This window comes from Kribbella sp. NPDC056345, from assembly GCF_042262745.1.
Classification (GTDB): Bacteria; Actinomycetota; Actinomycetes; order Propionibacteriales; family Kribbellaceae; genus Kribbella.
Window position 1 is genome coordinate 57,073 of the sequence record NZ_JBHJQQ010000021.1, and the last position, 23,905, is coordinate 80,977.

General features: G+C 68.1%; 21 protein-coding genes. 13 read left to right on the forward strand and 8 right to left on the reverse strand.

The genetic code is table 11. The features are described from left to right. Positions 1-177: 177 nt before the first annotated feature. Positions 178-1,032 (forward strand): 16S rRNA (cytidine(1402)-2'-O)-methyltransferase, encoded by an 855-nt coding sequence (gene rsmI / locus ACFCV3_RS40015; RefSeq protein WP_376039988.1) that lies wholly within the window; start codon positions 178-180, stop codon positions 1,030-1,032. A gap of 28 nt (positions 1,033-1,060) precedes the next feature. Next, positions 1,061-2,626: a methionine--tRNA ligase gene (gene metG / locus ACFCV3_RS40020; RefSeq protein ID WP_376039990.1), complete on the forward strand. Its 1,566-nt coding sequence runs from the start codon at positions 1,061-1,063 to the stop codon at positions 2,624-2,626. On the opposite strand, the gene ACFCV3_RS40025 is transcribed toward metG (ACFCV3_RS40020), so the two are convergent. From ACFCV3_RS40025 to ACFCV3_RS40035, 3 genes are all read right to left on the reverse strand, one after another. Continuing rightward, complete coding sequence (locus ACFCV3_RS40025) at positions 2,623-3,816, reverse strand: NAD(P)/FAD-dependent oxidoreductase (RefSeq protein ID WP_376039992.1); 1,194 nt, start codon at positions 3,814-3,816, stop codon at positions 2,623-2,625. The two genes, metG (ACFCV3_RS40020) and ACFCV3_RS40025, sit on opposite strands and share 4 nt — an antisense overlap. A 92-nt stretch (positions 3,817-3,908) precedes the next feature. Further along, positions 3,909-4,853, reverse strand: a complete 945-nt coding sequence (locus ACFCV3_RS40030) for an RNA polymerase sigma-70 factor (protein WP_376039994.1) — start codon at positions 4,851-4,853, stop codon at positions 3,909-3,911. A gap of 22 nt (positions 4,854-4,875) precedes the next feature. After that, positions 4,876-6,117, reverse strand: a complete 1,242-nt coding sequence (locus ACFCV3_RS40035; RefSeq protein WP_376039997.1) for a LuxR C-terminal-related transcriptional regulator — start codon at positions 6,115-6,117, stop codon at positions 4,876-4,878. 144 nt (positions 6,118-6,261) lie between these two features. Here ACFCV3_RS40035 and ACFCV3_RS40040 point away from each other — a divergent pair, with 144 nt between their 5' ends. The 9 genes from ACFCV3_RS40040 to ACFCV3_RS40080 all read left to right on the forward strand — a co-directional run bounded on the left by ACFCV3_RS40040 (position 6,262) and on the right by ACFCV3_RS40080 (position 16,421). Continuing rightward, the gene (locus ACFCV3_RS40040; protein WP_376039999.1) at positions 6,262-7,173 is read left to right on the forward strand and encodes an NADP-dependent oxidoreductase; all 912 of its coding nucleotides are present in this window, start codon (positions 6,262-6,264) and stop codon (positions 7,171-7,173) included. Between the two features lie 42 nt (positions 7,174-7,215). Beyond that, positions 7,216-8,970, forward strand: a complete 1,755-nt coding sequence (gene metG / locus ACFCV3_RS40045; RefSeq protein ID WP_376040001.1) for a methionine--tRNA ligase — start codon at positions 7,216-7,218, stop codon at positions 8,968-8,970. A 24-nt stretch (positions 8,971-8,994) separates the two neighbouring features. Next, the gene (locus ACFCV3_RS40050) at positions 8,995-9,426 is read left to right on the forward strand and encodes an SRPBCC domain-containing protein (RefSeq protein ID WP_376040003.1); all 432 of its coding nucleotides are present in this window, start codon (positions 8,995-8,997) and stop codon (positions 9,424-9,426) included. Positions 9,427-9,542: 116 nt separating this feature from the next. Continuing rightward, a complete protein-coding gene (locus ACFCV3_RS40055) occupies positions 9,543-10,457 on the forward strand; it encodes a TatD family hydrolase (RefSeq protein WP_376040005.1) in 915 nt (304 codons plus the stop codon). Continuing rightward, complete coding sequence (locus ACFCV3_RS40060) at positions 10,458-11,072, forward strand: nitroreductase family protein (protein ID WP_376040007.1); 615 nt, start codon at positions 10,458-10,460, stop codon at positions 11,070-11,072. A 216-nt stretch (positions 11,073-11,288) separates the two neighbouring features. Beyond that, complete coding sequence (locus ACFCV3_RS40065) at positions 11,289-12,398, forward strand: ubiquitin-like domain-containing protein (RefSeq protein WP_376040009.1); 1,110 nt, start codon at positions 11,289-11,291, stop codon at positions 12,396-12,398. A gap of 80 nt (positions 12,399-12,478) precedes the next feature. Continuing rightward, positions 12,479-13,312, forward strand: coding sequence for a 16S rRNA (adenine(1518)-N(6)/adenine(1519)-N(6))-dimethyltransferase RsmA (rsmA, locus tag ACFCV3_RS40070; protein WP_376040010.1), 834 nt, complete (start codon positions 12,479-12,481; stop codon positions 13,310-13,312). A gap of 11 nt (positions 13,313-13,323) precedes the next feature. Further along, positions 13,324-14,262, forward strand: coding sequence for a 4-(cytidine 5'-diphospho)-2-C-methyl-D-erythritol kinase (locus ACFCV3_RS40075; protein WP_376040013.1), 939 nt, complete (start codon positions 13,324-13,326; stop codon positions 14,260-14,262). Between the two features lie 368 nt (positions 14,263-14,630). Continuing rightward, positions 14,631-16,421: an ABC-F family ATP-binding cassette domain-containing protein gene (locus ACFCV3_RS40080; protein ID WP_376040015.1), complete on the forward strand. Its 1,791-nt coding sequence runs from the start codon at positions 14,631-14,633 to the stop codon at positions 16,419-16,421. 372 nt (positions 16,422-16,793) lie between these two features. On the opposite strand, the gene ACFCV3_RS40085 is transcribed toward ACFCV3_RS40080, so the two are convergent. After that, entirely contained in the window at positions 16,794-17,291 is a 498-nt protein-coding gene (locus ACFCV3_RS40085; RefSeq protein WP_376040017.1) for a MarR family winged helix-turn-helix transcriptional regulator, read from the reverse strand. A 97-nt stretch (positions 17,292-17,388) separates the two neighbouring features. Here ACFCV3_RS40085 and ACFCV3_RS40090 point away from each other — a divergent pair, with 97 nt between their 5' ends. Both ACFCV3_RS40090 and ACFCV3_RS40095 read left to right on the forward strand, forming a co-directional pair. Beyond that, positions 17,389-18,171: a methyltransferase domain-containing protein gene (locus ACFCV3_RS40090; protein ID WP_376040019.1), complete on the forward strand. Its 783-nt coding sequence runs from the start codon at positions 17,389-17,391 to the stop codon at positions 18,169-18,171. Continuing rightward, positions 18,168-18,515 (forward strand): VOC family protein, encoded by a 348-nt coding sequence (locus ACFCV3_RS40095; RefSeq protein ID WP_376040022.1) that lies wholly within the window; start codon positions 18,168-18,170, stop codon positions 18,513-18,515. Before ACFCV3_RS40090 ends, ACFCV3_RS40095 begins: the two co-directional genes overlap by 4 nt. Before the next feature lie 46 nt (positions 18,516-18,561). On the opposite strand, the gene ACFCV3_RS40100 is transcribed toward ACFCV3_RS40095, so the two are convergent. From ACFCV3_RS40100 to ACFCV3_RS40115, 4 genes are all read right to left on the reverse strand, one after another. After that, a complete protein-coding gene (locus ACFCV3_RS40100; protein ID WP_376040025.1) occupies positions 18,562-20,985 on the reverse strand; it encodes an ABC transporter permease in 2,424 nt (807 codons plus the stop codon). A 37-nt stretch (positions 20,986-21,022) separates the two neighbouring features. Next, a complete protein-coding gene (locus ACFCV3_RS40105; RefSeq protein ID WP_376040094.1) occupies positions 21,023-21,751 on the reverse strand; it encodes an ABC transporter ATP-binding protein in 729 nt (242 codons plus the stop codon). A gap of 161 nt (positions 21,752-21,912) precedes the next feature. Next, positions 21,913-22,584, reverse strand: coding sequence for a response regulator transcription factor (locus ACFCV3_RS40110; RefSeq protein ID WP_376040027.1), 672 nt, complete (start codon positions 22,582-22,584; stop codon positions 21,913-21,915). Further along, positions 22,581-23,765 (reverse strand): sensor histidine kinase, encoded by a 1,185-nt coding sequence (locus ACFCV3_RS40115; protein ID WP_376040029.1) that lies wholly within the window; start codon positions 23,763-23,765, stop codon positions 22,581-22,583. The genes ACFCV3_RS40110 and ACFCV3_RS40115 overlap by 4 nt, the downstream gene beginning before the upstream one ends. Positions 23,766-23,905 lie beyond the last annotated feature (140 nt).

Here is a 23,905-nt window from a genome sequence, read left to right on the forward strand (position 1 = left end):
GTACGGAGCCCCCGGTGCCACCGCCTCCTCCCCTCGGAGGAACGGGGCAGGAGGCCTGCACCAAGGACAGGTGGTGTCGGCTGGATCGGGGTCGAGTGGGACCGGTTCAGGCGGGTGGCGGGGTATGCGTAGACGACTACGTCCTGTTCTTCGTGCAGTGCCGAACGCCGGGCTGCGATGATGGCTTGTGTGACTGGGCGATTGGTGTTGGCGGGGACGCCTATTGGGGACTTCTCGGATGCTTCGCCTCGGTTGGCGCGGGTGTTGGGGGCGGCGGATGTGGTGGCCGCGGAGGATACGCGGCGGTTGCGGCGGTTGACGGGGGATCTGGGGATCAGCCTGAGTGGGCGGGTGGTCAGCTACTTCGAGGGGAACGAGCGGGAGCGGACACCGGAGCTACTGGAGGCGCTGGTGGCCGGGCAGACCGTGGTGGTGGTGACGGACGCGGGGATGCCGAGCGTTTCGGATCCGGGGTACCGGCTGGTCGCGGCCGCGATCGAGGCCGAGATCGAGGTGACCGCCGTACCGGGGCCGTCGGCGGTGCTGACGGCGCTGGCGCTGAGCGGGCTGCCGGTGGACCGGTTCACGTTCGAGGGGTTCCTGCCGCGGAAGCCGGGGGAGCGGTTGCGGCGGCTGACCGAGCTGGCCGACGAGCCCCGGACGATGGTGTTCTTCGAGGCACCGCACCGGCTGACCCAGTCGCTGGAGGCGATGGCCGAGGCGTTCGGCGACGATCGCCGTACGGCGGTCTGCCGCGAGCTCACGAAGACGTACGAAGAGGTCAAGCGCGGCCCGGTCGCGGATCTGGTCGCCTGGTCGAAGGACGGTGTCCGGGGTGAGATCACCGTCGTCGTCTCCGGCGCCGACCCGAACAAAGTCCTGACCCCGGAGGACCTGGCCCGCGAGGTCGCCGTGGACGAAGAGGCCGGCACCCCCCGCAAACAAGCCATCTCCGACGTCGCCAAACGCTTCAACGTCCCCAAACGGACGGTGTACGACGCCGTACTGGCTGCGCGAGGCCCCGGTAAATAGCACTGGCTCGCGGCACTACCCTTGAGGCATGTCCGACAAGGCCTATTACGTCACGACCCCGATCTACTACGTCACGGCGCCGCCGCACATCGGTAGTGCCTACACGACCGTGGCCGGGGATGTTCTGACTCGCTGGCACGCGCAGCGTGGTGAGCGGAAGTGGTACCTGACGGGTACCGACGAGCACGGCGAGAAGGTGATGCGCAGCGCTGAGGCGCAGGGCATGTCGCCGCAGGCGTGGACGGACAAGCTGGTCGAGGAGGCCTGGAAGCCCGCGTGGGTGGACGTCGACATCGCGTACGACGACTTCATCCGGACGACCGAGCAGCGGCACACCGAGCGGGTCCGCGAGTTCTGGCAGAAGCTGTACGACAAGGGTGACGTCTACAAGGGTGAGTACGAGGGCCTGTACTGCGTCGGCTGCGAGGAGTTCAAGCTGCCGACCGACATCCGCACCGACGAGGACGGTACCCAGCGGTGCATGATCCACGGCACCGAGCTGGAGACGGTTTCGGAGACGAACTACTTCTTCCGGCTCTCGGCGTACGGCGACAAGCTGCTCGAGCTGTACGAATCGCAGCCTGACTTCGTGGCGCCGGCGAGTGCGCGCAACGAGGTGATCGCGTTCGTCAAGCAGGGGCTGCAGGACCTGTCGATCACCCGGTCGACCTTCGACTGGGGCATCCCGGTCCCGTGGGACGAGGACCACGTCCTCTATGTCTGGATCGACGCGCTGCTGAACTACGTGACGGCCGCGGGCTACGGCACCGACCCGGAGCGGTTCGAGGAGCTGTGGCCGGCGAGCGTGCACCTGGTCGGCAAGGACATCCTCCGGTTCCACGCGGTGATCTGGCCGGCCATGTTGATGGCTGCCGAGGTCGCGACCCCGAAGCAGGTGTTCGCGCACGGCTGGCTGCTGGTCGGCGGCGAGAAGATGAGTAAGTCGAAGCTGACCGCGATCGCCCCGCACGAGATCACCGACCACTTCGGTTCGGACGCCTTCCGCTACTACTTCCTGCGGACGATCCAGTTCGGCTCGGACGGCTCGTTCTCCTGGGAGCATCTGAGCGCGGTCTACACCTCGGAGCTCGCCAACGGCCTGGGCAACCTGGCCAGCCGGATCGCGGCCATGGTCGGCAAGTACTTCGACGGTGCGCTCCCCGAGGCCACTGAGCACGGACCGGCCGAGCAGGCGCTGGCCGACAAGCTCGCTCAGACGGTCGCCACGGCCGAGCAGGCGATCGAGTCCCTCGCCTTCCACGACGCCCTGGCTGCCATCAACGACCTGGTTGGTGCCGTCAACGGCTACGTCTCCGAGCAGGAGCCGTGGAAGGTGGCCAAGGACGAGTCCCAGCGGGACCGCCTGGCCACCATCCTTTACACGTCCGCCGAGGTGCTGCGGGCGGTCGCCGTACTGCACAACCCGACCATGCCGAAGACGTCCGAGAAGCTGTGGACCCTCCTCGGCGCCGAGGCCAAGCTGGGCCCGCTCGGGGACCAGCGCGTCCAGGACGCCGGCACTTGGGGTCAGCTCCCCGCGGGCTCGGTCCTGACGAAGGGCGACCCGCTCTTCCCCCGGCTGGAAGAGGCCTAAGCAACCGTCCGCAGCTGGCCGCGTCCCGCCGACGCGGCCGGCTGCTGGGCGATCCGCCGACGGCGGATCGGCATTCCGAGGGTCGGGTTGGCGACGGCGACGTACGCGCCCCAGCAGATGATCTCCTTGTAGAGAGCGGCTCCCCGGCCGCGCAGCGCGGACTTCTTGGTCCGGTCGTCCGCGGTGACGAACTGGATGAGCCCCTCCTTACGCCCCAGGCTGATGCACTGCTGGAAGTAGCGGATCGTCGTGTTCGGGAGCTTCCCGCCGGTCAGCCGTGCGGCGATCGCATCGGCCGCCTGGTACGCCGTGAAGGTTCCCGACGCGCACGACATCCGCAGCGGCTGCCCGCTGGAACCGTTGGCCTGGGCCGCGTCGCCGACCGCGTACACGTCCGGGTGCGAGACCGAGGCCATCATGTCGTCCACGACGATCTGGCCGTTCGCGAGCGTCTCGAGAGTCGTGGCCGCTGCGATCGGGTGGACCGCGAAGCCGGTGGTCCAGACCGTGACCGCCGACGGAATCGCCGTACCGTCAGCGGTGACGACGGCGTCGGCCTCGACCCGGGCGACCTTGGTGTGTTCGTGGACAGTGATGCCGAGATCGGCGAAGACCTTCCGCAGGTGGGCCTGTCCCTTCGCCGAGACCCAGTCGCCCAGACCACCGGCCGCGACCAGCGCGACGTTCAGGTCCGGACGCGCCTCGGCGATCTCGGTGACACCCTCGATCCCGGTCAGCCCACCGCCGACCACCGTGACGGTCTGCCCGGCTGCCAGACCGGCCAGCCGCTCCCGCAGCTTCAGCGCACCCGGCCGGCTGGCGATCTGCTCGGCGTACTCGCCGACGCCCGGTACGCCGTGGTCGTTCACGCGGCTGCCGAGGGCGTAGACGAGCGTGTCGTAGGCCAGTACGTCGGCGCTGTCGAGCGTGACGGTCTTGTCGTCGACGTCCACGGCGGTCACCTTGGCGAGCCGCAGGTCGATGCCGGTGCCCTTGAACACCTCGGCGAGCGGACGCGGCTTGAGGTTCCGGCCGGCGGCCAGCTCGTGCATCCGGACCCGCTCGACGAAGTCGGGCTCGGCGTTGACGACGGTGATCCGGACGTCGTCGGCGTGCAGCCGCTTGGCCAGCCGGCCGGCGGCGACGGCTCCGGTGTAGCCGGCGCCGAGAACAACGATGCGGTGCGTCATATCCGTGCTCCTGTCTGCGTGGTTATGCCTCCTGAACCGGATGGCCCACGGATTCCTGACAGGAACCGGATGTGAAGCAGGTCACACGCCTGTCACCAGGCGCGGATCAGCGGCTCCCCGTGCTCGGTGGCGTTCCACCGGGCGGTCGCTCGTTCGAGTTTGTCGGGGTTGACGGCGGAGCGGATGGCGGTGATGCCTTCGGGGGTGAGTTCGAGGTGGATGATGCCGACCACCCGGTTGTCGACGACGATCACGATCGAGGGCTCGCCGTTCGCGACATCGGCGTACACGTCGGGGCTGCCGCCGATGTAGGACCGCTTGATCTCGGCGGGTTTGAACAGGCCGCGCAGGAACGTCGCCACGGCCTTGGCGCCGACGAAGGCGCTGGCGCGGGCCGGGACCTTGCCGCCACCGTCGCCGAGGGCGATCGCGTCGCTGGTCAGGAGCTTGACCAGGGGCTCGGTGTGGCCGCTGGTGGCCGCGGCGAGGAACTCCTCGACGATCCGGCGGGCGGTGGCCTGGTCGACCTCGGTGCGGGACTTGCCGTCGGCGACGTGCTGTTTGGCCCGGTGGAAGATCTGCTGACAGGCGGTCTCGGTCATGTCGAGGATCGCGGCGATCTCGCGATGCGAATAGCTGAACGCTTCCCGCAGTACATAGACCGCGCGCTCGTTCGGCGTCAGGCGCTCCATCAGGACCAGCACCGCGATCGAGACGGAGTCACGCTGTTCGGCGGTTTCGAGTGGGCCGAGCATCGGGTCGCCGGCTAGCAACGGTTCCGGGAGCCATTGGCCGACGTACGTCTCGCGTCGAGCTCGGGCGGAGGTGAGCTGGTTGAGGCAGAGGTTGGTGAGCGCCTTGGTCAGCCAGGCCTCGGGGACCTCGATGCGGTCCCGGTCGGCGGCCTGCCAGCGCAGGAACACCTCTTGTACGGCGTCCTCCGCCTCGGTGGCCGAGCCGAGCATGCGGTAGGCGATGGCACCCAGGCGCGACCTGGAGGCCTCGAAGCGGTCGACATCGCTGACTGTCAGGGACACCTGCACAAGACTATGCGCTGAGTCAGGCACCCGTCGTCGCGTGATAGAGCGCGGCCGCTTGGGTTCGGCTGGTGACGTCGAGTTTGGTCAGGATGTTGGCGACGTGGAACTTCACGGTGGACTCGCTGATATGAAGTTCGTCGGCGATGGACCGGTTGCGAGAGCCCTCGGCGATCCGTTCGAGGACCTCCAGTTCGCGGGTGCCCAAGGCGGCCAGCGGGTCCTCGACGGGGTGCGGTGTCGCGCCGGGTTTGAGCGTGATCCGGGCGGTCAGGCCCCAGCCGGGGACTGCTTCCAGGTCCAGTTGACCCTCGCCGAGGCGGAGCCGTTCGGACAGCTGCCCAAGAACCAGTACGCCGTTCAGCTCGCCAGGACCGTCGTCGCGGACAGTGGCGTGCAGATCGGTGCCGTCCCACTGCCAGCCGACGCGGATCCGGCGTACGGCGTCTTGCGTGAGCATCGCCAGGACTACCGAGCGGACTGCCACCCGCGCGGAGTGCGCGAGGTCGCCGGGGACGAGCTTGTCGTTTCCAGGAGGGTCGAGTTCGAGGTCGACGGTGGTGTGGCGGAGTAGGCCCCGGAGTGAATCCGCGAGCCGATCGAACGCCCTGCCGGCCGATTCCTCACCGTGGTACCGCTGATCCTGCCGAATGTCCGTCCGCAGCTCAGCCAACGCATTCAGCGCGAGCTCAACCGCGTTCGTCCGAGCGGTCGCGTCGTCGACCCGCTGGTTCCGCAGTACGCCGAGGAGGGTGGCGAGCGTGGCTGCGTGCGCCTCCCCCAGCTCCGCGGCCACCTCGAACCGCGCTCCGGCGACCGCTCGGGACTGCGCTGTCGCGCTTGACTCGCCCCTCTGCGTCAGCCGGTACATGTGGGTCGTGACGAGGTCCCACAACGGCTGGATGAACGCGTCCACCTCGGCCGGCGCGGCGTCGTACTGGAGGAAGAGCAGGAGGGATCCGCGGGGTGCACGGTCGCTGGCCACCGCCAGGGCGTGGTGCTCCGAACCGTTGATGGTCAGTACGCCGCGCCACGGGCGACCCGCGGTCACGGTTCCTAGGAGGCCGGCCAGCTCGGCTCCCGTGACTGCCCGGGCCAGCGACGGTTCGCCGTACGTGTAGACCGGTGTGGCCGCACACTGACTGGCCAGTTGGGCGACCGCCCGGTGCGGAATCACGTCGGCGAGCGCGGCCGACAGCTTGTGCAGCAGCTCCTCCGGCGGCCCGTCGAGGATCTGCGCCGCGGCCGTGAGTACCTCGTGCATGTCCTTCAGCGTACGTCGGTTGATGTGTCCACCCGACCCCGTCCTTCGACCAGTGCACAACTGTCCGTTCGGCCAGTCGGGAATAGCCGGCACTGGTAGAGCATTCAATTGAAGCATCAAGCAAATCTTCTGGAGGCATGAATCATGCAAGCGGTGGTGTTCGAGGAGTTCGGCGGTCCCGAGGTACTGACGGTGCGCGACGTACCGGAGCCGCACGCAGGCGCCGGCCAGGTTCGGGTCAAGGTCCGGGCGGCCGGGGTGAACCCGATGGACTACAAGATCCGCCGGGGTTACATGCAGGGGATGTTCGACGTGACCTTCCCGGCGACGCCGGGTGTGGAGGTCGCGGGTGTGGTCGACGAGGCCGGCGAGGGCGCTGCCTTCGCGGTCGGCGACGAGGTGACCGGGTGGTCCGCCTCCGGTGCTTACGCCGAATATGCGCTCGTGGGCAACGCGGCGCGGAAGCCCGAGGGTGTGAGCTGGGAGCAGGCTGTCAGCCTGCCGGTGGCAGGCGAGACCGCGCAGCGCGTGCTCGACCTGCTCGGCGTGAAGTCCGGCGAGACCATCCTGATCCACGGCGCGGCGGGGGCTGTCGGCTCGATCGCCGTACAGCTTGCCGTTGCTGCCGGTCTGACGGTGGTCGGCACGGCCTCGCCGCGCAACCATGACTTCCTGCGGGAGCTCGGCGCGACGCCGGTCGAGTACGGCGACGGTCTGGTCGACCGTGTTCGTGCCGCGGCACCGCAGGGTGTCGACGCAGCCTTCGACACGGCCGGGAAGGGTGGCCTGCCGGAGTCGATCGAGCTCACCGGAGGGACCGAGCGCGTCATCACCATCGCCGACTTCAGCGCCGGCGAGCTCGGTGTCCAGGCCTCTGCCGGCGGCACGGGGACCCCGGAGGAGGTGCGTGCCGGTCTCGACGCGCAGCTCGCGGCGGCCGCGGCCGGCAAGCTCACGGTGCGCGTCGCGGAGACCTTCGGGCTCGCGGACGCGGCGAAGGCCCAGGAGATCAGCGAGGGCGGCCACGCCCAGGGCAAGCTTGTCGTCCTGCCGTAATTCTGTGGTCCCGCGGCTGACTGTGTCCCTACAGTCAGCCGCATGACCAATGTTCTGTCTGCTGTTGCCTGGCCGTATGCCAACGGCCCCCGGCATATCGGCCATGTCTCCGGGTTCGGTGTGCCCTCCGACGTGTTCAGCCGGTACTCGCGGATGGCCGGTCACGACGTGCTGATGGTGTCCGGAACCGACGAGCACGGTACGCCGATCCTGGTGCAGGCCGAACAGGAAGGCGTGAGCCCGCGGTCCCTTGCGGATCGCTACAACCGAGTGATCGTCGAGGACCTGCAGGGGCTGGGTTTGTCGTACGACCTGTTCACCCGGACGACCACCCGGAACCATTACGCCGTCGCCCAGGAACTCTTCAAAGTCGTTCACCGTAACGGATATCTCGTCCCGCGGACCACGCAGGGCGCCATCTCGCCGTCCACCGGACGCACCCTGCCGGACCGTTATATCGAGGGCACCTGCCCGATCTGTGGGTACGCCGGTGCCCGGGGCGATCAGTGCGACAACTGCGGTAACCAGCTGGACGCGATCGACCTCCGCAATCCGCGCAGCCGGATCAACGGTGAGACTCCGCTGTTCGTCGAGACCGAGCACCTCTTCCTCGACCTGCCCGCACTCGCCGACCAGCTCGGCGGCTGGCTGCAGACCCGGGCCGGCTGGCGGCCGAACGTGCTCAAGTTCGCCGTCAATCTGCTGGACGACGTGAAGCCGCGCGCGATGACCCGCGACATCGACTGGGGTATCCCGGTGCCGCTACCGGGCTGGGACGGCAAGCGTCTGTACGTCTGGTTCGACGCGGTCATCGGGTATCTGTCGGCCAGCATCGAGTGGGCCCGCCGTACCGGCGACCCGGACGCGTGGCGGCGCTGGTGGTGCGATCCTTCCGCCGAGTCGTACTACTTCATGGGCAAGGACAACATCACCTTCCACGCCCAGATCTGGCCGGCCGAGCTGCTCGCGCACAACGCGGCCCCGGGCCCGTACGGCGTACTGAACCTGCCGACCGAGGTGGTCAGCAGCGAGTTCCTCACGCAGGAGGGGCGGAAGTTCTCGTCGTCGCGGTCGGTGGTGATCTACGTCCGCGACGTGCTGGCGCGGTACGGACCGGACCCGCTGCGCTACTTCCTGTCGGTCGCCGGGCCCGAGACGCAGGACACCGACTTCACCTGGTCCGAGTTCGTCCGCCGCAACAACGACGAGCTGGTCGGGACCTGGGGAAACCTGGTGAACCGGACGGCCTCGATGATCAACCGCACCTTCGGCGCGATCCCGGTCGCGGGTTCGTTGACGGTCGCCGACCAGGATTTGCTTGCCAAGAGCAACCAAGCGTTCGGTGCGGTTGGTGAGCTGCTCCGGCAGCATCGCGTGAAGCAGGCACTGGGCACGGCGATGGGTAACGCCGCCGACGCGAATCAATACCTCTCCCAGCAGGCGCCCTGGAAGGAATCGGACCTGGATCGCCGCGGCACGATCCTGCACGTCGCGGCACAGGTGGTGGCCGATACGAACCGCCTTCTCGCGCCCTTCCTTCCGCACTCGACCCAGCAGGTCCACTCTGCACTCGGGGGTACCGGCACCTTCGCACCCAGCCCCGAGATCCGGGAGGTCGACGACCTCGACGGCGGACCGGCGTACCCGATCATCACCGGCGACTACACCGACCAGCCCCGCTGGGCCTCGGTACCGATCACCCCCGGTACGCCGGTCGCCAAGCCGGCCCCGATCTTCACCAAACTCGGTCCGGAGGTCGTCGAGGAGGAATTGTCGCGTTTGTCCAAGCGCGACTGACGGATTCAGTCGTACGGTCGAGGTATGACTGACTATCTGGCACGAGCTGAGATCGACATCGAAGCGACTCCGGAGCAGGTCTGGGCAGTCCTGACCGATCCGGAGCAGCTGAAGGAGCTGTGGTTCGGGGCGGAGGTCGAGACGGACTGGGTGGTCGGCAGCCCGATCACCTGGACCGGCGAGTGGGAAGGGAAGCCGTTCCAGGACAAGGGACAGGTGCTCGAGGTCGACCCCGGCCGGCTGCTGCGGTTCACCCACTTCAGCCCACTGACCGGACAGGACGACGTACCGGAGAACTACCACACGCTGACCTGGGAGCTGAGTGCGGCGACGCATCTCGTGCTGACCCAGGACAACAACGCGAGTGCCGAGGAAGCCGAGCACGCGACCGGCATGTGGAACCAGCTCCTGGCCAAGGCCAAGGACGCGGCCGAACGTGTCGGGAAGGACACGTAGTAGTGGGCGGCGCGCGCAGCTCCCAGGCGTGAGCCAGGCCCGCCCGGGCGCCCGAGGTCGACTAGTACGTGTCCTAACCGACATCAGCATCCGCGGCGCTCAGTAATCTAGGCCGCATGGGTGCAGATGGTGTGGAGGTCGAACGGCCGACGCGGGAGCGCGCGGCGGTCAGTGAGGACGGGCGATCGCGGGACCGGACCAGGCCGGCGGTGCCGGATCCGCTGCCGATGAGCGTGGTCGACGCGCACTGCCATCTGGATATCGCCGATGGTGAGGACGGGGCCTGGCTGAGCCCGGCCGAGGCGATCAAGCTCGCGGCGTCGGTGGGGGTCACGCGGATCGTGCAGGTCGGTTGCGACCTGCCGGGCTCGGCATGGGCGGTCGAGGCGGCGACGCAGTACCCGAGTCTGATCGCCGGTGTCTCGCTGCATCCGAACGAGGCGCCGAAGCTGAAGGCGGCCGGTGAGCTCGACAGCGCGCTCGCCGAGATCGAACGGCTCGCCCAGAGCTCGCCGAAGGTCCGGGTGATCGGTGAGACCGGTCTCGACTACTTCCGGACCGGCGAGGACGGTCGCGCCGCGCAGCACGAATCGTTTGCCGCGCACATCGACATGGCCAAGCGTCTCGACAAGACCTTGATGATCCACGACCGCGACGCGCACGACGACATCCTGAAGATCCTGGATCGCGAAGGTGTCCCGGATCGCCTTGTCATGCACTGTTTTTCGGGTGATACCGAGTTCGCACGCGAGTGTGTCAACCGCGGTGCGTTCCTGAGTTTCGCCGGGGTCGTCACCTTCAAGAACGCCAACTCGCTGCGCAACGCGCTCGCCGTGACGCCGCTCGACCGCGTGCTGGTCGAGACCGACGCGCCGTACCTGACGCCGTCTCCGCACCGCGGGCAGCCGAACGCGTCGTACCTGATCCCGCACACCGTCCGGAAGATGGCCGGCACCCTGAACATCTCGGTCGCCGAGTTGTGCGACGCACTCAGCAAGAACGCCGATCGGGCGTTCGGAGGGACCTGGTAGATGGAGTTCAGTGAGGTGGTCCGGCGGCGCCGGATGATACGGAACTACGACGCCGACCGGCCGGTCCCGGACGAGATCCGCGAGCGGATTCTGGAAAACGGTCTTCGGGCCCCTTCCGGCGGGTTCACGCAGGGCTGGGCGTTCCTGACTTTGGAGGGCGCGGACCGCGATCGGTACTGGAACATCACGGCCAAGGACCCGGATCCGAAGTATGTGGAATGGATCACAGGCCTGCGCCGGGCGCCGCTGCTGATTCTGGCCTTCGCGCACAAGGATGCGTACCTCGATCGGTACACCGAATCCGACAAGGGCTGGACCGACCGCGACGAGGCCCGCTGGACGGCGCCGTACTGGTACGTCGACACCGGGATGGCGTCGCTGCTGATGCTGCAGACAGTGGTCGACGAAGGCTTGGGAGCATGCTTTTTCGGGCCTCCGGCCGAGACGGTGCCGGCGTTGCTGGCCGAGTTCGGGGTGCCTGCCGGGTTCGACCTGATCGGCCTGATGTCGGTGGGATACCGGGCCCCGGACAAACGTTCGCCATCGCTCAAGAGAGGACGCCGCACGACGGCCGAAGTGGTGCATCGGGGGCAGTGGGGGAATCACGCGGTGTAATGGCGCCATTACACCTATTCGCGACTCGCCGACCAGAGGATTGGCTTTGTCGCGACATCTTCGTTATGGTCCCGTGATGTTGGCCGGGATCGGGGAAGATGCCGGACAGCACGCCCCTCGGCGTCGACCGTGGTAGCCGGACCTCCAGTCCGGACATCGCTGCCGGTGCCTGTGCTGTCCCACCTCGTGCCCGGGTAGCCCTACCTGGGAGCTTTAGTGCGTAAGTCCATCATCGCGGCAGTCGGCGCGACAGCAGCGTTCGCCGTTATCGGTGGCTCTGTCGCCTACGCCGCGAAGAGCAAGACGGTCACTCTCTCCATCGACGGTCAGGTGCAGAAGGTCCACACCTTCGGCTCCACCGTTTCCGACGCCCTGAAGGCCGAGAAAGTTCAGGTCGGTGACCACGACGTGGTTGCCCCGGCCCTGGATGCGAAGCTGCAGGACGGCCAGGAGATCGCGGTGCAGTACGGCCGCCAGCTGACCGTGAACGCCGACGGCGTCAAGAAGTCCTTCTGGACCACGGCCGACACCGTGACCGAGGCACTCGCCGATCTGGGTCTGCGGTACGACAGCTCGGCGTTCTTCTCCACCAGCCGCAGCGCGCCGATCGGGCGCGAGGGGCTGGACCTGGTCGTCAAGACCCCGAAGACCGTGTCGATCGTCCGGCAGGGCAAGGCAGCGACCTCGAAGCTGATGGCAACGACTGTCGGTGAGGCCCTGACCGCCGCGAAGATCGCGTGGGACAAGGACGACAAGATCACCCCCGCACCGGCCACGGTGCTCAAGTCGGGTGTGAACACGATCGGTTTCGTGAAGGTCGACCTCAAGCAGGTCACCAAGAACGAGAAGATCGCCTATGGCACGGACAAGACCGAGTCCGCCACGCTGACCGAAGGCACCAAGAAGGTCACCGCGCCGGGCAAGAGCGGTTCGAAGACCGTCACCTACCTGTACACGTACCTGGACGGCAAGCTCAGCGCCACCAAGGTCGTGACCAGCAAGGTGCTCACCGAGGCCGTCGACGAGCAGGTCACGGTCGGTACCAAGCCGAAGCCCGAGGCTCCGGAGCCGCCGGCCAGCGGTAACACCGGCGTCTGGGACCGGATCGCGGAGTGCGAGTCCGGTGGTAACTGGGCGTCGAACACCGGTAACGGGTACTACGGTGGTCTGCAGTTCAGCAGCGGCACCTGGGCCGCCTACGGTGGCCGGACGTACGCGCCCAACGCCCACCTGGCGAGCAAGACCCAGCAGATCGCCATCGCCGAGAAGGTTCGCGCGGCGCGCGGTAGCTACGCCGACTGGCCGGTCTGCGGCAAGAAGGCCTGACAACCTTCTGCGAGACTGACGAGGTGACCTCGTCTGATTCATCCACTTCCGCCGGACCGAGACTCCTCGGTCCGGCGGAAGTGCGTTCACTGGCCGCCGCGCTCGGCGTCCGCCCGACCAAGCAGCGCGGCCAGAACTTCGTCATCGACCCGAACACCGTCCGCCGGATCGTTCGGGCCGCAGAGCTGTCCGCCGACGGCGAGACCGTGCTGGAGGTCGGGCCGGGGCTCGGCTCGCTGACGCTGGCGTTACTTGCCGAGGGCCACCGGGTGACGGCGGTCGAGATCGACCCGGTGCTGGCAACCGCGTTGCCGTCGACCATCGCGACGTACGCGCCCGATCAAGCCGCTGCGTTCACCGTGGTCGAGGCGGACGCGATGACGGTCACCCCGGCCGAGATCGGTTCGCCGACGGCGTGCGTGGCCAACCTTCCGTACAACGTCGCCGTACCGGTCCTGCTGCATCTGCTGCGGGTTTCGCCGTCGCTGCGGCACGGGCTGGTGATGGTTCAGTCCGAGGTCGCCGACCGGCTCGCGGCCGGGCCCGGTTCGCGGACGTACGGCGTACCGTCCGCGAAGGCTGCCTGGTACGCCGAGGTGCGGCGTGCCGGTCCGGTCGGGCGGAACGTGTTCTGGCCGGCCCCGAACGTCGATTCCGGACTGGTTGCCTTCGAGCGCCGTGAGCCCCCATCGACGACCGCCTCGCGGGAGGAGGTGTTCGCGGTGATCGAGGGAGCCTTCTCGCAGCGCCGCAAGACGGTCCGCTCGGCGCTGGCCCGGTGGATGCCTGACCGCGCCCAGCTCGACGAGGTGTTCCGCATCACAGGCATCGACCCGGGACTGCGCGGCGAGATGCTCGGAATCGCCGAGTTCGCCGCACTGGCCGGCGCACGTCACTCCGTCTCTGCATCGTGATGCCCTAGCCTGTGCCCGTGCCACCTTCTGCTGAGGTCACGGTGCGAGCGCCGGCCAAGATCAACCTGGGTCTGTCGGTCGGTCCGCCGTTGCCGGACGGCTTCCACCCGGTGGCCACGGTCTACCAGGCTGTGGCGCTGTACGACGACGTGACCGCCGTACTGCGGGACGACGATCCGGCGATCTCGGTCGAGATCAGCGGTGACTTCGCGGACGAGGTACCGACCGACGACACCAACCTCGCGGTCCGGGCGGCCCGCCTGCTGCAGGCGGAGTACGACGTCGAAGAAGGCGTCGAACTGACCATCCGCAAGACCATCCCGGTCGCGGGCGGCATGGCCGGCGGCTCGACCGACGCCGCCGCGACCCTGGTGGCCTGCAACCGCCTGTGGGGCCTGCAGTTGTCGCAGACCGAGCTGCAGGGCCTCGCGGCCGAGCTGGGCAGCGACGTACCGTTCTGCCTCGTCGGCCACACCGCCCTCGGCCGCGGCCGCGGCGAACAGGTCACCGAAGTGATGTCCCGCGGCGTCTTCCACTGGGTCTTCGCGATCGCGGACGGCGGCCTGTCCACCCCCGCGGTCTACACCGAGCTCGACCGCCTCCGCCCGATCCGCCGCGTCGAACCACCCCACGTCCGCCCCGAACTCATGTCCGCCCTCCTCTCCGGCCGCCCCGAAGCCCTCGCCATTGCCCTCAGCAACGACCTCCAGGCTGCAGCCCTGTCACTACGCCCCGAACTCGGCGACACCCTCCAGTTCGGCCTCGACCAAGGCGCCCTGGCCGCCATGATCTCCGGCTCCGGCCCCACCTGCCTCTTCCTCGCCGCCGACTCCCGCTCCGCCGTGGACCTAGCCGTAGAACTCGCCGAATCCGGCCTCTGCCGCATGGTCCGCCAAGCCGAAGCCCCCGTCCCCGGCGCCCGAATCCTCCCCGCCTCGGTCACCCGCTAGCCGTTCTCCCGCCTCGAACCGATCCCCTTCCCAGCGGCTGGACCGAGGACCCGCCGTACCACGTCTTCACCGACTCGGCTTTCGTCCTTCGCCTGACCCTGAACCCGGCCGAGCCGCTGGACCAGGTCTGCACGAGCGGACTCCCAGGCCATCACAAATGACCAAGGCCGGGCTTCGTGAGCGTGAGCCGGCCGGTTGGGCCCCACATGTGATGGCCTGGAGGTCCGCGTCCCGGTAGTCGTGCCGTCTTGGTGATCGCGAGGTACTGCTGGTTGGTGACGAGGCCGGCGACGACTAGTACCCGTTCTTCTGTGCGGGGTGGGCGGTTGTGCGGGCGGGGTGGGGGCGTCGGATAGGGTGGGGCGGTTATGGCTGCCGCTAATTTGGTCAACCTGGAAGCTGTGTCCAAGGGCTTCGGGACTCGTGTGTTGCTGGATGCCGTGAGTCTGGGGGTGGGGCGGGGGGACCGGGTTGGTGTCGTGGGGCGCAACGGGGACGGGAAGTCGACGTTGTTGTCGGTGCTGGCGCGGCGTGAGGAGCCGGACAGTGGGCGGATCACGCATATGCGGGATCTGCGGCTGGGGTACCTGGGGCAGACCGATGAGCTGAACCCGGACGAGACCGTGCTGCATGCGGTGCTGGGGGATGTGGAGACCTATACGTGGGCCGCGGATCCGCGGGCACGGTCGGTGATGGAGCACTTGCTGGGTGAGGTCGACCTTGAGGCGAAGGTGGGCACGCTGAGTGGTGGGGAGCGGCGGCGGGCCTCGTTGGCCAGGTTGCTGATGACCGAGGTCGACCTGCTGGTGCTGGACGAGCCGACGAACCACCTGGACATCGAGGCGGTCAACTGGCTGGCGCAGCATGTGGTTGATCGGGCCGGGGCGTTGATCGTGGTGACCCACGACCGGTGGTTCCTGGACGCGGTGTGCACCAACACGTGGGAGGTGCAGGGCGGCAACATCTCGTCGTACGACGGTGGGTACGCCGCTTATGTCCTGGCGAAGGCCGAGCGCTCGAGGAGCGCACAGGTCAGTGAGGTCAAGCGGCAGAACCTGCTGAAGAAGGAGCTGGCCTGGCTGCGGCGGGGTGCGCCGGCCCGGACGAGTAAGCCGAAGTTCCGGATCGATGCGGCGAACGCCCTGATCGAGAACGAGCCGGAGCCGCGGGACAAGCTGGCACTGTCGAAGCTCGCGACGGCGCGGCTGGGCAAGGACGTGTTCGACGCCGAGGACGTGAGCCTGAAGTTCGGTGATCGGGTGATGCTCGATCACGTGACGTTCCGGCTCGGGCCGGCGGACCGGATCGGACTGCTCGGGCCGAACGGGGCCGGCAAGACGACGTTCCTGAAGGTGCTGACCGGCTTGCTGCCGCCGGACCACGGCAAGGTCAAGCAGGGCAAGACGGTTCGCGTCGCCAACCTGTCGCAGCACCTCGAGGAGGTCGACGGGACGGTGACCGTCCTCGACCACATCACCGCCATCAAGCGTACGGCGGCGCTCGCCGGCCACGGTGGTGAGATGACGAGCTCCCAGTTGCTGGAGCGGTTCGGGTTCACCGGGGATCGGCTGACGACGCGGATCTCGGATCTGTCGGGTGGTGAGCGGCGGCGGTTGCAGTTGCTGCGGATCCTGCTGGACGAGCCGAACGTGCTGATCCTCGACGAGCCGACCAACGATCTGGATGTCGAGACGCTGACCGTGCTGGAGGACTTCCTCGACAGCTGGCAGGGTGTCGTCGTCACCGTCACGCACGACCGGTACTTCCTGGAGCGGGTCAGCGACATGGTCTACGCGATCATGGGCGACGGCCGGGTCCGGCATCTGCCGCGGGGCGTCGACCAGTACATCGAGGACCTCGATGCCGGGGTCACCCGCCGTACCGACGCCAAGCCGGTCGAGACCGCGGAAGCCCCGCAAGCCGAACAGCAGCAGCCGGTCGACGCGGCCGCGGCGCGGGCGGCGAAGAAGGAGCTGAACCGGATCGAGCGGCAGATCGCGAAGATCACCGAGTCCGAGGCGAAGCTGCACGACCAGATCGCGGCGAACGCGAGCAACTACGAGCGCCTCGCCGAGCTGGACACCGAGCTCCGCAAGCTCGGGGACGAGCGCTCCGAACTCGAAACACTCTGGTTCGAAGCCGCCGAACGCGCCGAATAGAACACCCCCGGATCAAAGGCCGGAAATGAGGTGTCGCGCCCTCCGATCCCCTGTGATTCGGAGGGCGCGACACCTTGGGTGAGCGGGCCCCGTGCCGGTCGCCGTTGTCCGGGCCCCGAGCCCCGGACACCACACGACCGCTTTCGGCGAACCACCTCTAGCCGCCGAAGTCACCGTTTGTACTAACGTTTTGTAGTCGAATAACCACCGACAGTAAGGACCCTAGTGGCCTCGGTCACTCACTGTCGATAGACCTCCGCTACAGCAGTCTCTCGATCTCGTTGCAACTAGCAACGATTCGGGAGATGCGAAGTGACGGGGCGTGGTTGTGCAGAATGGCGACGCACTGTGGCGGACCGTGTATACAAAAAGTCAGTGCTTTTCCAGATCGAACGGCCGCACGAGTTCGCGCAGTATCTGAGCGATCCGGGTCTGGTCCCGCGCGCTGATCGAACCGAGCAGTGTCCGCTCGTGCGCGAGCAAATCGGCCATGGCCGCATCTACCGCATCCCGCCCGGCATCGGTCAGCTGAACCAGTACGCCGCGCCGGTCGGCCGGATCCGGAAGCCGCTCGACCAGACCGCGTGCGGTGAGCCGGTCGACGCGGTTCGTCATCGTCCCCGACGTCACCAGGGTCTCCTTCAGGAGCTTCCCGGGAGACAGCTGGTACGGCGATCCCGCCCGCCGGAGCGCCGCGAGTACGTCGAACTCCCACGACTCCAGCCCGTGCGTCTCGAAGGCCTGGCTGCGTGCCCGGTCCAGGTGCCGCGCGAGCCGGCTGACCCGCGACAGAACCTCCATCGGGGACACGTCGAGGTCCGGCCGCTCCCGGCGCCAGGCCTCGAGCAGCCGGTCGACCTCGTCTTCCATAGCTGCGAGCGTACGCCATCAAGACTCTTGACATCAAGAGACCTCGGATGCTTAACATATCTCGACATCAAGATAAATCAGCTGGAAGAGGTGCAACATGCGCACGTCACCCGTGTGGAGCCCCGAGCAGTACGGCACGTACGCCGACGAGCGCGGCCGCCCGTTCGCCGACCTGGTCCGCCGGATCCGTGCCGACGACGTCCGCACCGTGGTCGACCTCGGCTGCGGTCCCGGTGGGCTGACCGCGACCCTGCGCGAATCCTGGCCGGAGGCAACGATCGTCGGCGTCGACAGTTCGCCGCAGATGATCGAGGCCGCGCAGGAGTTCGCCGACGACCGGCTGAGCTTCCAGCTCGGCGACGTCCACGACTGGTCGGCCCCCGAAGGCAGTATCGACGTCATCGTCACGAACGCAACCCTGCAGTGGATCCCCGATCAGCTCGACCTGCTGCCCGGCTTCGTCAAGGCACTCCGCCCCGGCGGCTGGCTCGCGATCCAGATCCCCGGCAACGGCAACGCGCCCTCGCACGCGATCCTTCGTGAACTCGCCGCCAAGGACCCGTACGCCGAGTTCGCGCGCGACCGGTCGTTGCGCCCCGACGTCCCCGGCCCGGGCGACTATGTCGACGTACTGAGTGCCGAGGGTTGTGTGGTCGATGCGTGGGAGACGACGTACTTCCACCTTCTCCGAGGCGACAACGCCGTACTCGAGTGGGTGAAGGGGACCGGCGCGCGGCCGGTGCTGCAGTCCCTGCCGGATGAGCTGCGTCAGGAATTCGAGGCCGAGTACGGCGCTCGCCTGGCGGAGGCCTATCCGCAACGCGACTACGGCACACTCCTCCCGTTCCGCCGGATCTTCGCCGTAGCGCAGAAGCGATGAAGCTCGACCACGTGCAGGTCTCCTGCCCGCCCGGCGGCGAGGATGTCGCCCGCGCGTTCTACCGCGACGCACTCGGGATGACCGAGATCGAGAAGCCCGAACTGCTCAAACCCCGCGGCGGTTGCTGGTTCCGCGCCGGCGACGCCGAGATCCACATCGGCGTCGAACAAGACTTCCGCCCGGCTCGCAAGGCCCATCCAGCACTCAAGGTCGACGACCTCGACACGCTCGCGGCCAAACTCGAAGCCAGCAGCTACTCAGTTGCCTGGGACAACGAAACGATCCCGGGCCGAAGGCGTTTTCACACCGCCGACGGCCACGGGAACCGGGTCGAGTTCGTGTAGTACAGCGGCTCGCCCAGCCCCCTCAAGCCGGGCGAGCCGCTAGCTCTTACTCCGTGGCCAGCGCACCGGCCGGGGCGACCTTGGCGGCCCGGCGAGCGGGCAGCACCGAGGCGAGCAGACCGGCCACCGCGGCGATCGTCGCGATCGCGACCAGCAGTCCGACCGGTACGGCGTACTCGACGTTGCCGTCGATGGTCTGACCACCCATCAGTGCACTGGTCCCGGTCCAGCCGTAGACCAGCCCGAGCGCGATCCCGAGGCCGGCGGCAACCAGTGCCATCAGCAACGATTCGATCGCGAGCATGCTGCGCAGCTGGCGCCGGGTCAGACCCATTGCCCGCAGCAACGCATTCTCCCGGGTCCGCTCCAGGACCGACAGGCTGAGCGTGTTACCCACACCGACCAGGGCGATCAGGACCGAGACCCCGAGCAGACCGATGCCGACAGCCAGCAGCACGTCGAAGATCTGTGTGTACGCCGATCGCTTGGCCAGTCCGCCGCTGACCTCGAGCTCCTTGAGCGACGGCAGGGACTGGTTCACGTCTTCGATGACCTTCGAGCCGTCTGCCTTCGGATCCGAGGCCAGCCAGTACCCGCTGATCGGAGCGGTCGGCGCCAGCTTGGCGAGATCCGTCGACGTCAGGTTGAACGGATCCAGACCGAGTCCGAGCTGCAGTGTCACCGTGAGCTTGTTCTTCCCGGAGACGATGGTGACCTTCGAACCAGCCTTCAGCCCGAGCCGTTCGAGCGTGCTGTAGTCGACCAACGCCGTACCAGGCTTCAGCTTCTCGACCAGCGCGGGGCTGTGGATGACCGACCCGGCCGTGGCCTGGTCGATACCCGTGACCGAGTACTCCTCACCCTTGGACTTCACCCTGACCTTGTGGATCGGAGAGACCTGGGTGATCCCCTTGATGGCCTTCAGCTGCTGGTCGGCACCGGCCGGCATCTTCTCGTTGTAGGTCATCACCATCAGGTCGACCGGGTACTGCCCGTCCATCGACACGTCGAACGTCTTGCGGACCGAGGCGATCCCGACACAGGTCAGGCTGATCAGCGTCACGCCGATCAGGAGCGCCGCGGTGGTGGCCGCCGTACGCTTCGGGTTCCGGACTGCGTTCGCAACCGCGATGCGGGACGGGACGCCGGTCCGCGCCGGCAGGGCGCCGAGGACCCGGATCAGCGCCGGTACCAGGAGCGTGCCGACCGCCAGGACCCCGAGGAACGAGATCACGCCACCGGCGACGCCGATGAGCACGTTGTGATCGGTTGCCGCGAGTCCCAGCAGCGCGCCGCCACCGGCGAGCAGCAGGAAGCCGAGGGTCAGCCGGAACACGCCACGCTTCGAAGCGGCCGCCGGTGCGACGTCCGGCCGGAGCGCGGCCAGCGGCGCAACCTTGGTGGCCCGACGGGCCGGTACGACGGCTGCCGCGATCGTGGCGATCGTGCCGAGCAGCAGCGGTACGAAGATCGACAGCAGGTCGAGGTGCAGCGAGACCGGCGGGATCCCCCAGTCGAACTCGCGGGACAGCGCCAGCGCCAGTGCGGACAGTGCGACCCCGAAGACCACACCGATCGCGGAGGCGATCACACCGACCACGGTCGCCTCGGCGAGTACCGAGGAGAACACCTGCCGCTTCGATGCGCCGACACAGCGCAGCAGCGCCATCTCGCGGGTCCGCTGGGCGATCACGATGGTGAAGGTGTTGCTGATCACCAGGCAGGCCACGAACAGCGCGATCACGGCGAACATGCCGAACACGCCACCCAGGACGTCGATCCCGTTGGTGTAGTTCTTCACCTCGTGCTCGATCCAGGCCTTGCCTGTGAAGGCCTGCACGCCGCTTGGCAGCACCGTCTGCACGGCATCGGCCAGCACCTGCGGATCGGTGCCGGGCTTGCCGGCAATCTTGATCCCCTGGATGTAACCGTCCGGCTCGAACGCCTTCACCGCGGCCTGCGTGGCGACGGCGGCCCCTTGGCCGAACGCGCTCTTGTCGTCGATCAGCCCGACGACCTTGACGGTCCAGGACTTCTTCTCGTACGACGTGATCCGCAGCGACTGGCCCAGCGTCACGTTGTGCTTGGCCGCGAGCTTGTTCGGCAGCGCGATCTCGTTGGTTGCGGTCGGCAACTTACCGGCCGTCGTACCGGGGGAGGCGATCTGGGTGCTGGGTTGCAGCGCGTCGATCGGCAGCGACACCGAGCGGACCAGGCCCGGGAAACTGGTCTCCATGTAGGCGGTCGCCGACGGGACCACCTCCGCGACCTGCGGCAGCGCCTTCACCTTGGTGACCATGGCCGGCGTGATCGACTCGCGGTCGGGGTACACGTACGCGTCGACACCCTTGTACTGCGCGCCGATCGTCGCGTCGATGCCGTGTGATGCGGAGCTGTGCGCAGTCAGTGCCAGGGAGCCGAAGCCGACCCCCAGCACGATCGCCAGACAGGCGGCGACCAGGCGTCCCATGTGGGCACGCAACGAAGAAAGGAGCGAACGTCGCACGTCAGGCCCCCAGCTGGCGCAGCGCGTCGAGAACGGTCTCCGGCTTCGGGTCGTACAGCTCGCCGGCCAGCTTGCCGTCGGCGAGCATCACCACGCGGTCGGCGTACGACGCCGCCAGCGGGTCGTGGGTCACCATCACCACTGTCTGCCCGAACTCGCGCACGGATCGCCGCAGAAAGCCGAGGACCTCCGCGCCGGAGCGCGAGTCCAGGTTGCCGGTCGGCTCGTCGGCGAAGACGACCTCGGGCCGCCCGACCAGCGCCCGCGCGACGGCGACCCGCTGCTGCTGACCACCGGACAGCTCCGAGGGACGGTGCGTGAGGCGGTCCGCCAGCCCCAGCACGTCGACCAGTGTGGCCAGCCACTGCTGGTCGGGCTTGCGGCTGCCGAGCTCGAGTGGGAGCAGGATGTTGTCCTTGGCGGACAGCATCGGCAGCAGGTTGAAGGACTGGAAGACGAAGCCGATCCGGTCCCGCCGGATCTTGGTCAGCTCCGAGTCCGGGAGCTGGGTCAGCTCGGTCTCGCCGAGCAGGACCTGACCGCCGGTCGGTGTGTCCAGGCCGGCCAGGCAGTGCATCAGCGTCGACTTGCCGGAGCCGGACGGACCCATGATCGCGGTGAAGTTGCCGACCGCGAAGTCGACCGAGACACCGTCCAGCGCGGCCACGGCAGTGTCACCCTGTCCGTACACCTTGCGCAGCTCGTGCGCGCGGATCGCCGTACGCGGCATCCCGTCCTGCGGCAGCCGCCCTGCCGCAAGCTCACCGGTCTGCAAACTCATGTCACTCCCTGGTTCCATCGACAGGCCCGCCCTGCCATGGTTTTCAAGGTAGTGAAACCGGCCGCCCGGTACGTCGGACCAGGGAACGTCTTCCGTGTAGTACCTGGGTATTACTTGGTCGGCCGGACCAGCCCGGTCTCGTACCCGAGGACGACGAGCGCGACCCGGTCCCGCAGGCCGGTCTTGGCCAGGATGCGGCCGATATGCGTCTTCACGGTTGCCTCGGACAACGTGAACAGCTTGGCGATCTCGGTGTTCGACAGGCCGCGGGCCACCTCGACCAGCACCTCGCGTTCACGGGCGGTCAGGTCGGCCAGATCGGGTCGCTCGACCCCCGAATCAGGGAGAGCCCCGGCGAAATGCTCGAGCAGGCGCTTCGTCGTACTGGGGGAGACGACGGCGTCGCCGGAGTGCACCTGGCGGATCGCGGACAGCAGATCGGCCGGCGGCGTGTTCTTGAGCAGGAAGCCGGCCGCGCCGGCCTTGATCGCGGCGAAGGCGTACTCGTCCAGGTCGAAGGTGGTCAGCACGATCACCTTCGGTGCCTTCGGCAACGACTGGAGCCGGTTGGTGGCCTCCACACCGTCCAGCCGTGGCATCCGGACATCCATCAGTACGACGTCGCACGCGGTCACCGAGATCTTCTCGACCGCCTCACCGCCGTCGCCGGCCTGCCCGACCACGCGCATGTCCGGCTGGGAGTCCACGAGCATCGTGAAGCCGGCCCGGACCAGCTCCTGGTCGTCCACCAGGAAAACCCGGATTACGTCTTCGTCGCTCACTGCGTTCCTCCTCCTGGCAGGTGGTACGGCAGCTTGGCGATCACCTCGTAACCGCCGCCCGCCTTCGGTCCGGCGTTCACCGTACCGCCCGAGACCGAGGCGCGCTGATGCATCCCCACCAGGCCGTGACCTGGTTCGGTACTCGGGGCGACGCCACCGCCGCGGCCGTCGTCGGTGACCACCACGGTCAGCATCTCGCGCCCGAAGTCCAAGGTGACGGACGTGCGCGCTCCCGGCCCGGCGTGTTTGAGCGTGTTCGTCAGACCTTCCTGCACGATCCGGTACGCCGTCAGCCCGAGCAGCGCGGGGAGATCGCGCGGGGTCCCGGTGACCTGGTAGTCGACCGAGAGGCCGGCGTCGCGGACGTTCTCGATCAGCTCGGGGAGGCTGGAGACGCCAGGCTGGGGGCGCGGCTGGTTCGGATCGAGCACATTCTGCTCGTCGGCCTTCAGCAGGCCGAGCATCTTGCGCATCTCGGTCAGGCTCGCGCGGCCGGTGTCGCCGATCGTGGCCAGCGCCTTCTTGGCCGCCTCGGGGGACTGGTCGGCGGCGTACAGACCGCCGTCGGCCTGGACGATCATGATCGACAGGCCGTGCGCGACGACGTCGTGGATCTCGCGGGCGATCCGGGTCCGCTCGGCGGAGACGGCGAGTTTGGACTCACGGTCGCGGGTGCGCTCCGCCTGGACGGCCCGTTCCTCGAGCTGAGCGACGTACAGGCCTCTGGTCCGGCGGCGTTCGCCGAACGCCCAGACGCCGAAGACGAGCGCGCCGAGGGCGACCATCATGGTCACCTGCTGGCGCCAGTCCGAGCTCGACCAGTAGCGGGAGACCGCCATCAGCACGCCGAGACAGCCGACACCGAGCGCGATCCGGCTGAACCGGATGTCGCCGTACACGGAGATCGCGTAGAGGGCGACGATCAGCCCGATGTTGCCGGGCTGCAGTTCGACAGCGGCCAGCCACTGCAGGACGGCCACCGCCGAGACACCGAAGAAGACCAGTTCGGGGTGGGTGCGCCGCCAGATCAGCGGGCCGAGCATCGCGAGCCCGACCACGCCGCCCCACCTCGCCTGCGCGAGGCCGAGGAAGCCGGCCGTCACGCCCAGGGCGCCCGCGAACAGCAGGTCGAACGCCTTGCTGCGCGCAGGCAGCGGCCGCGCGGTCAGTAACCCCGTCATCCGGCCAGCGTACGGCGCAGACCCCGGGCCGGGAGTCATGCCACGGTCGGATGTCGGCGTCCTACCCCGGTTGCCAACGACACGTAGTAGTCGTCTACGTATACCGTCCCGCCCTCCTGCAGGAGGTCACACCGGTCGTC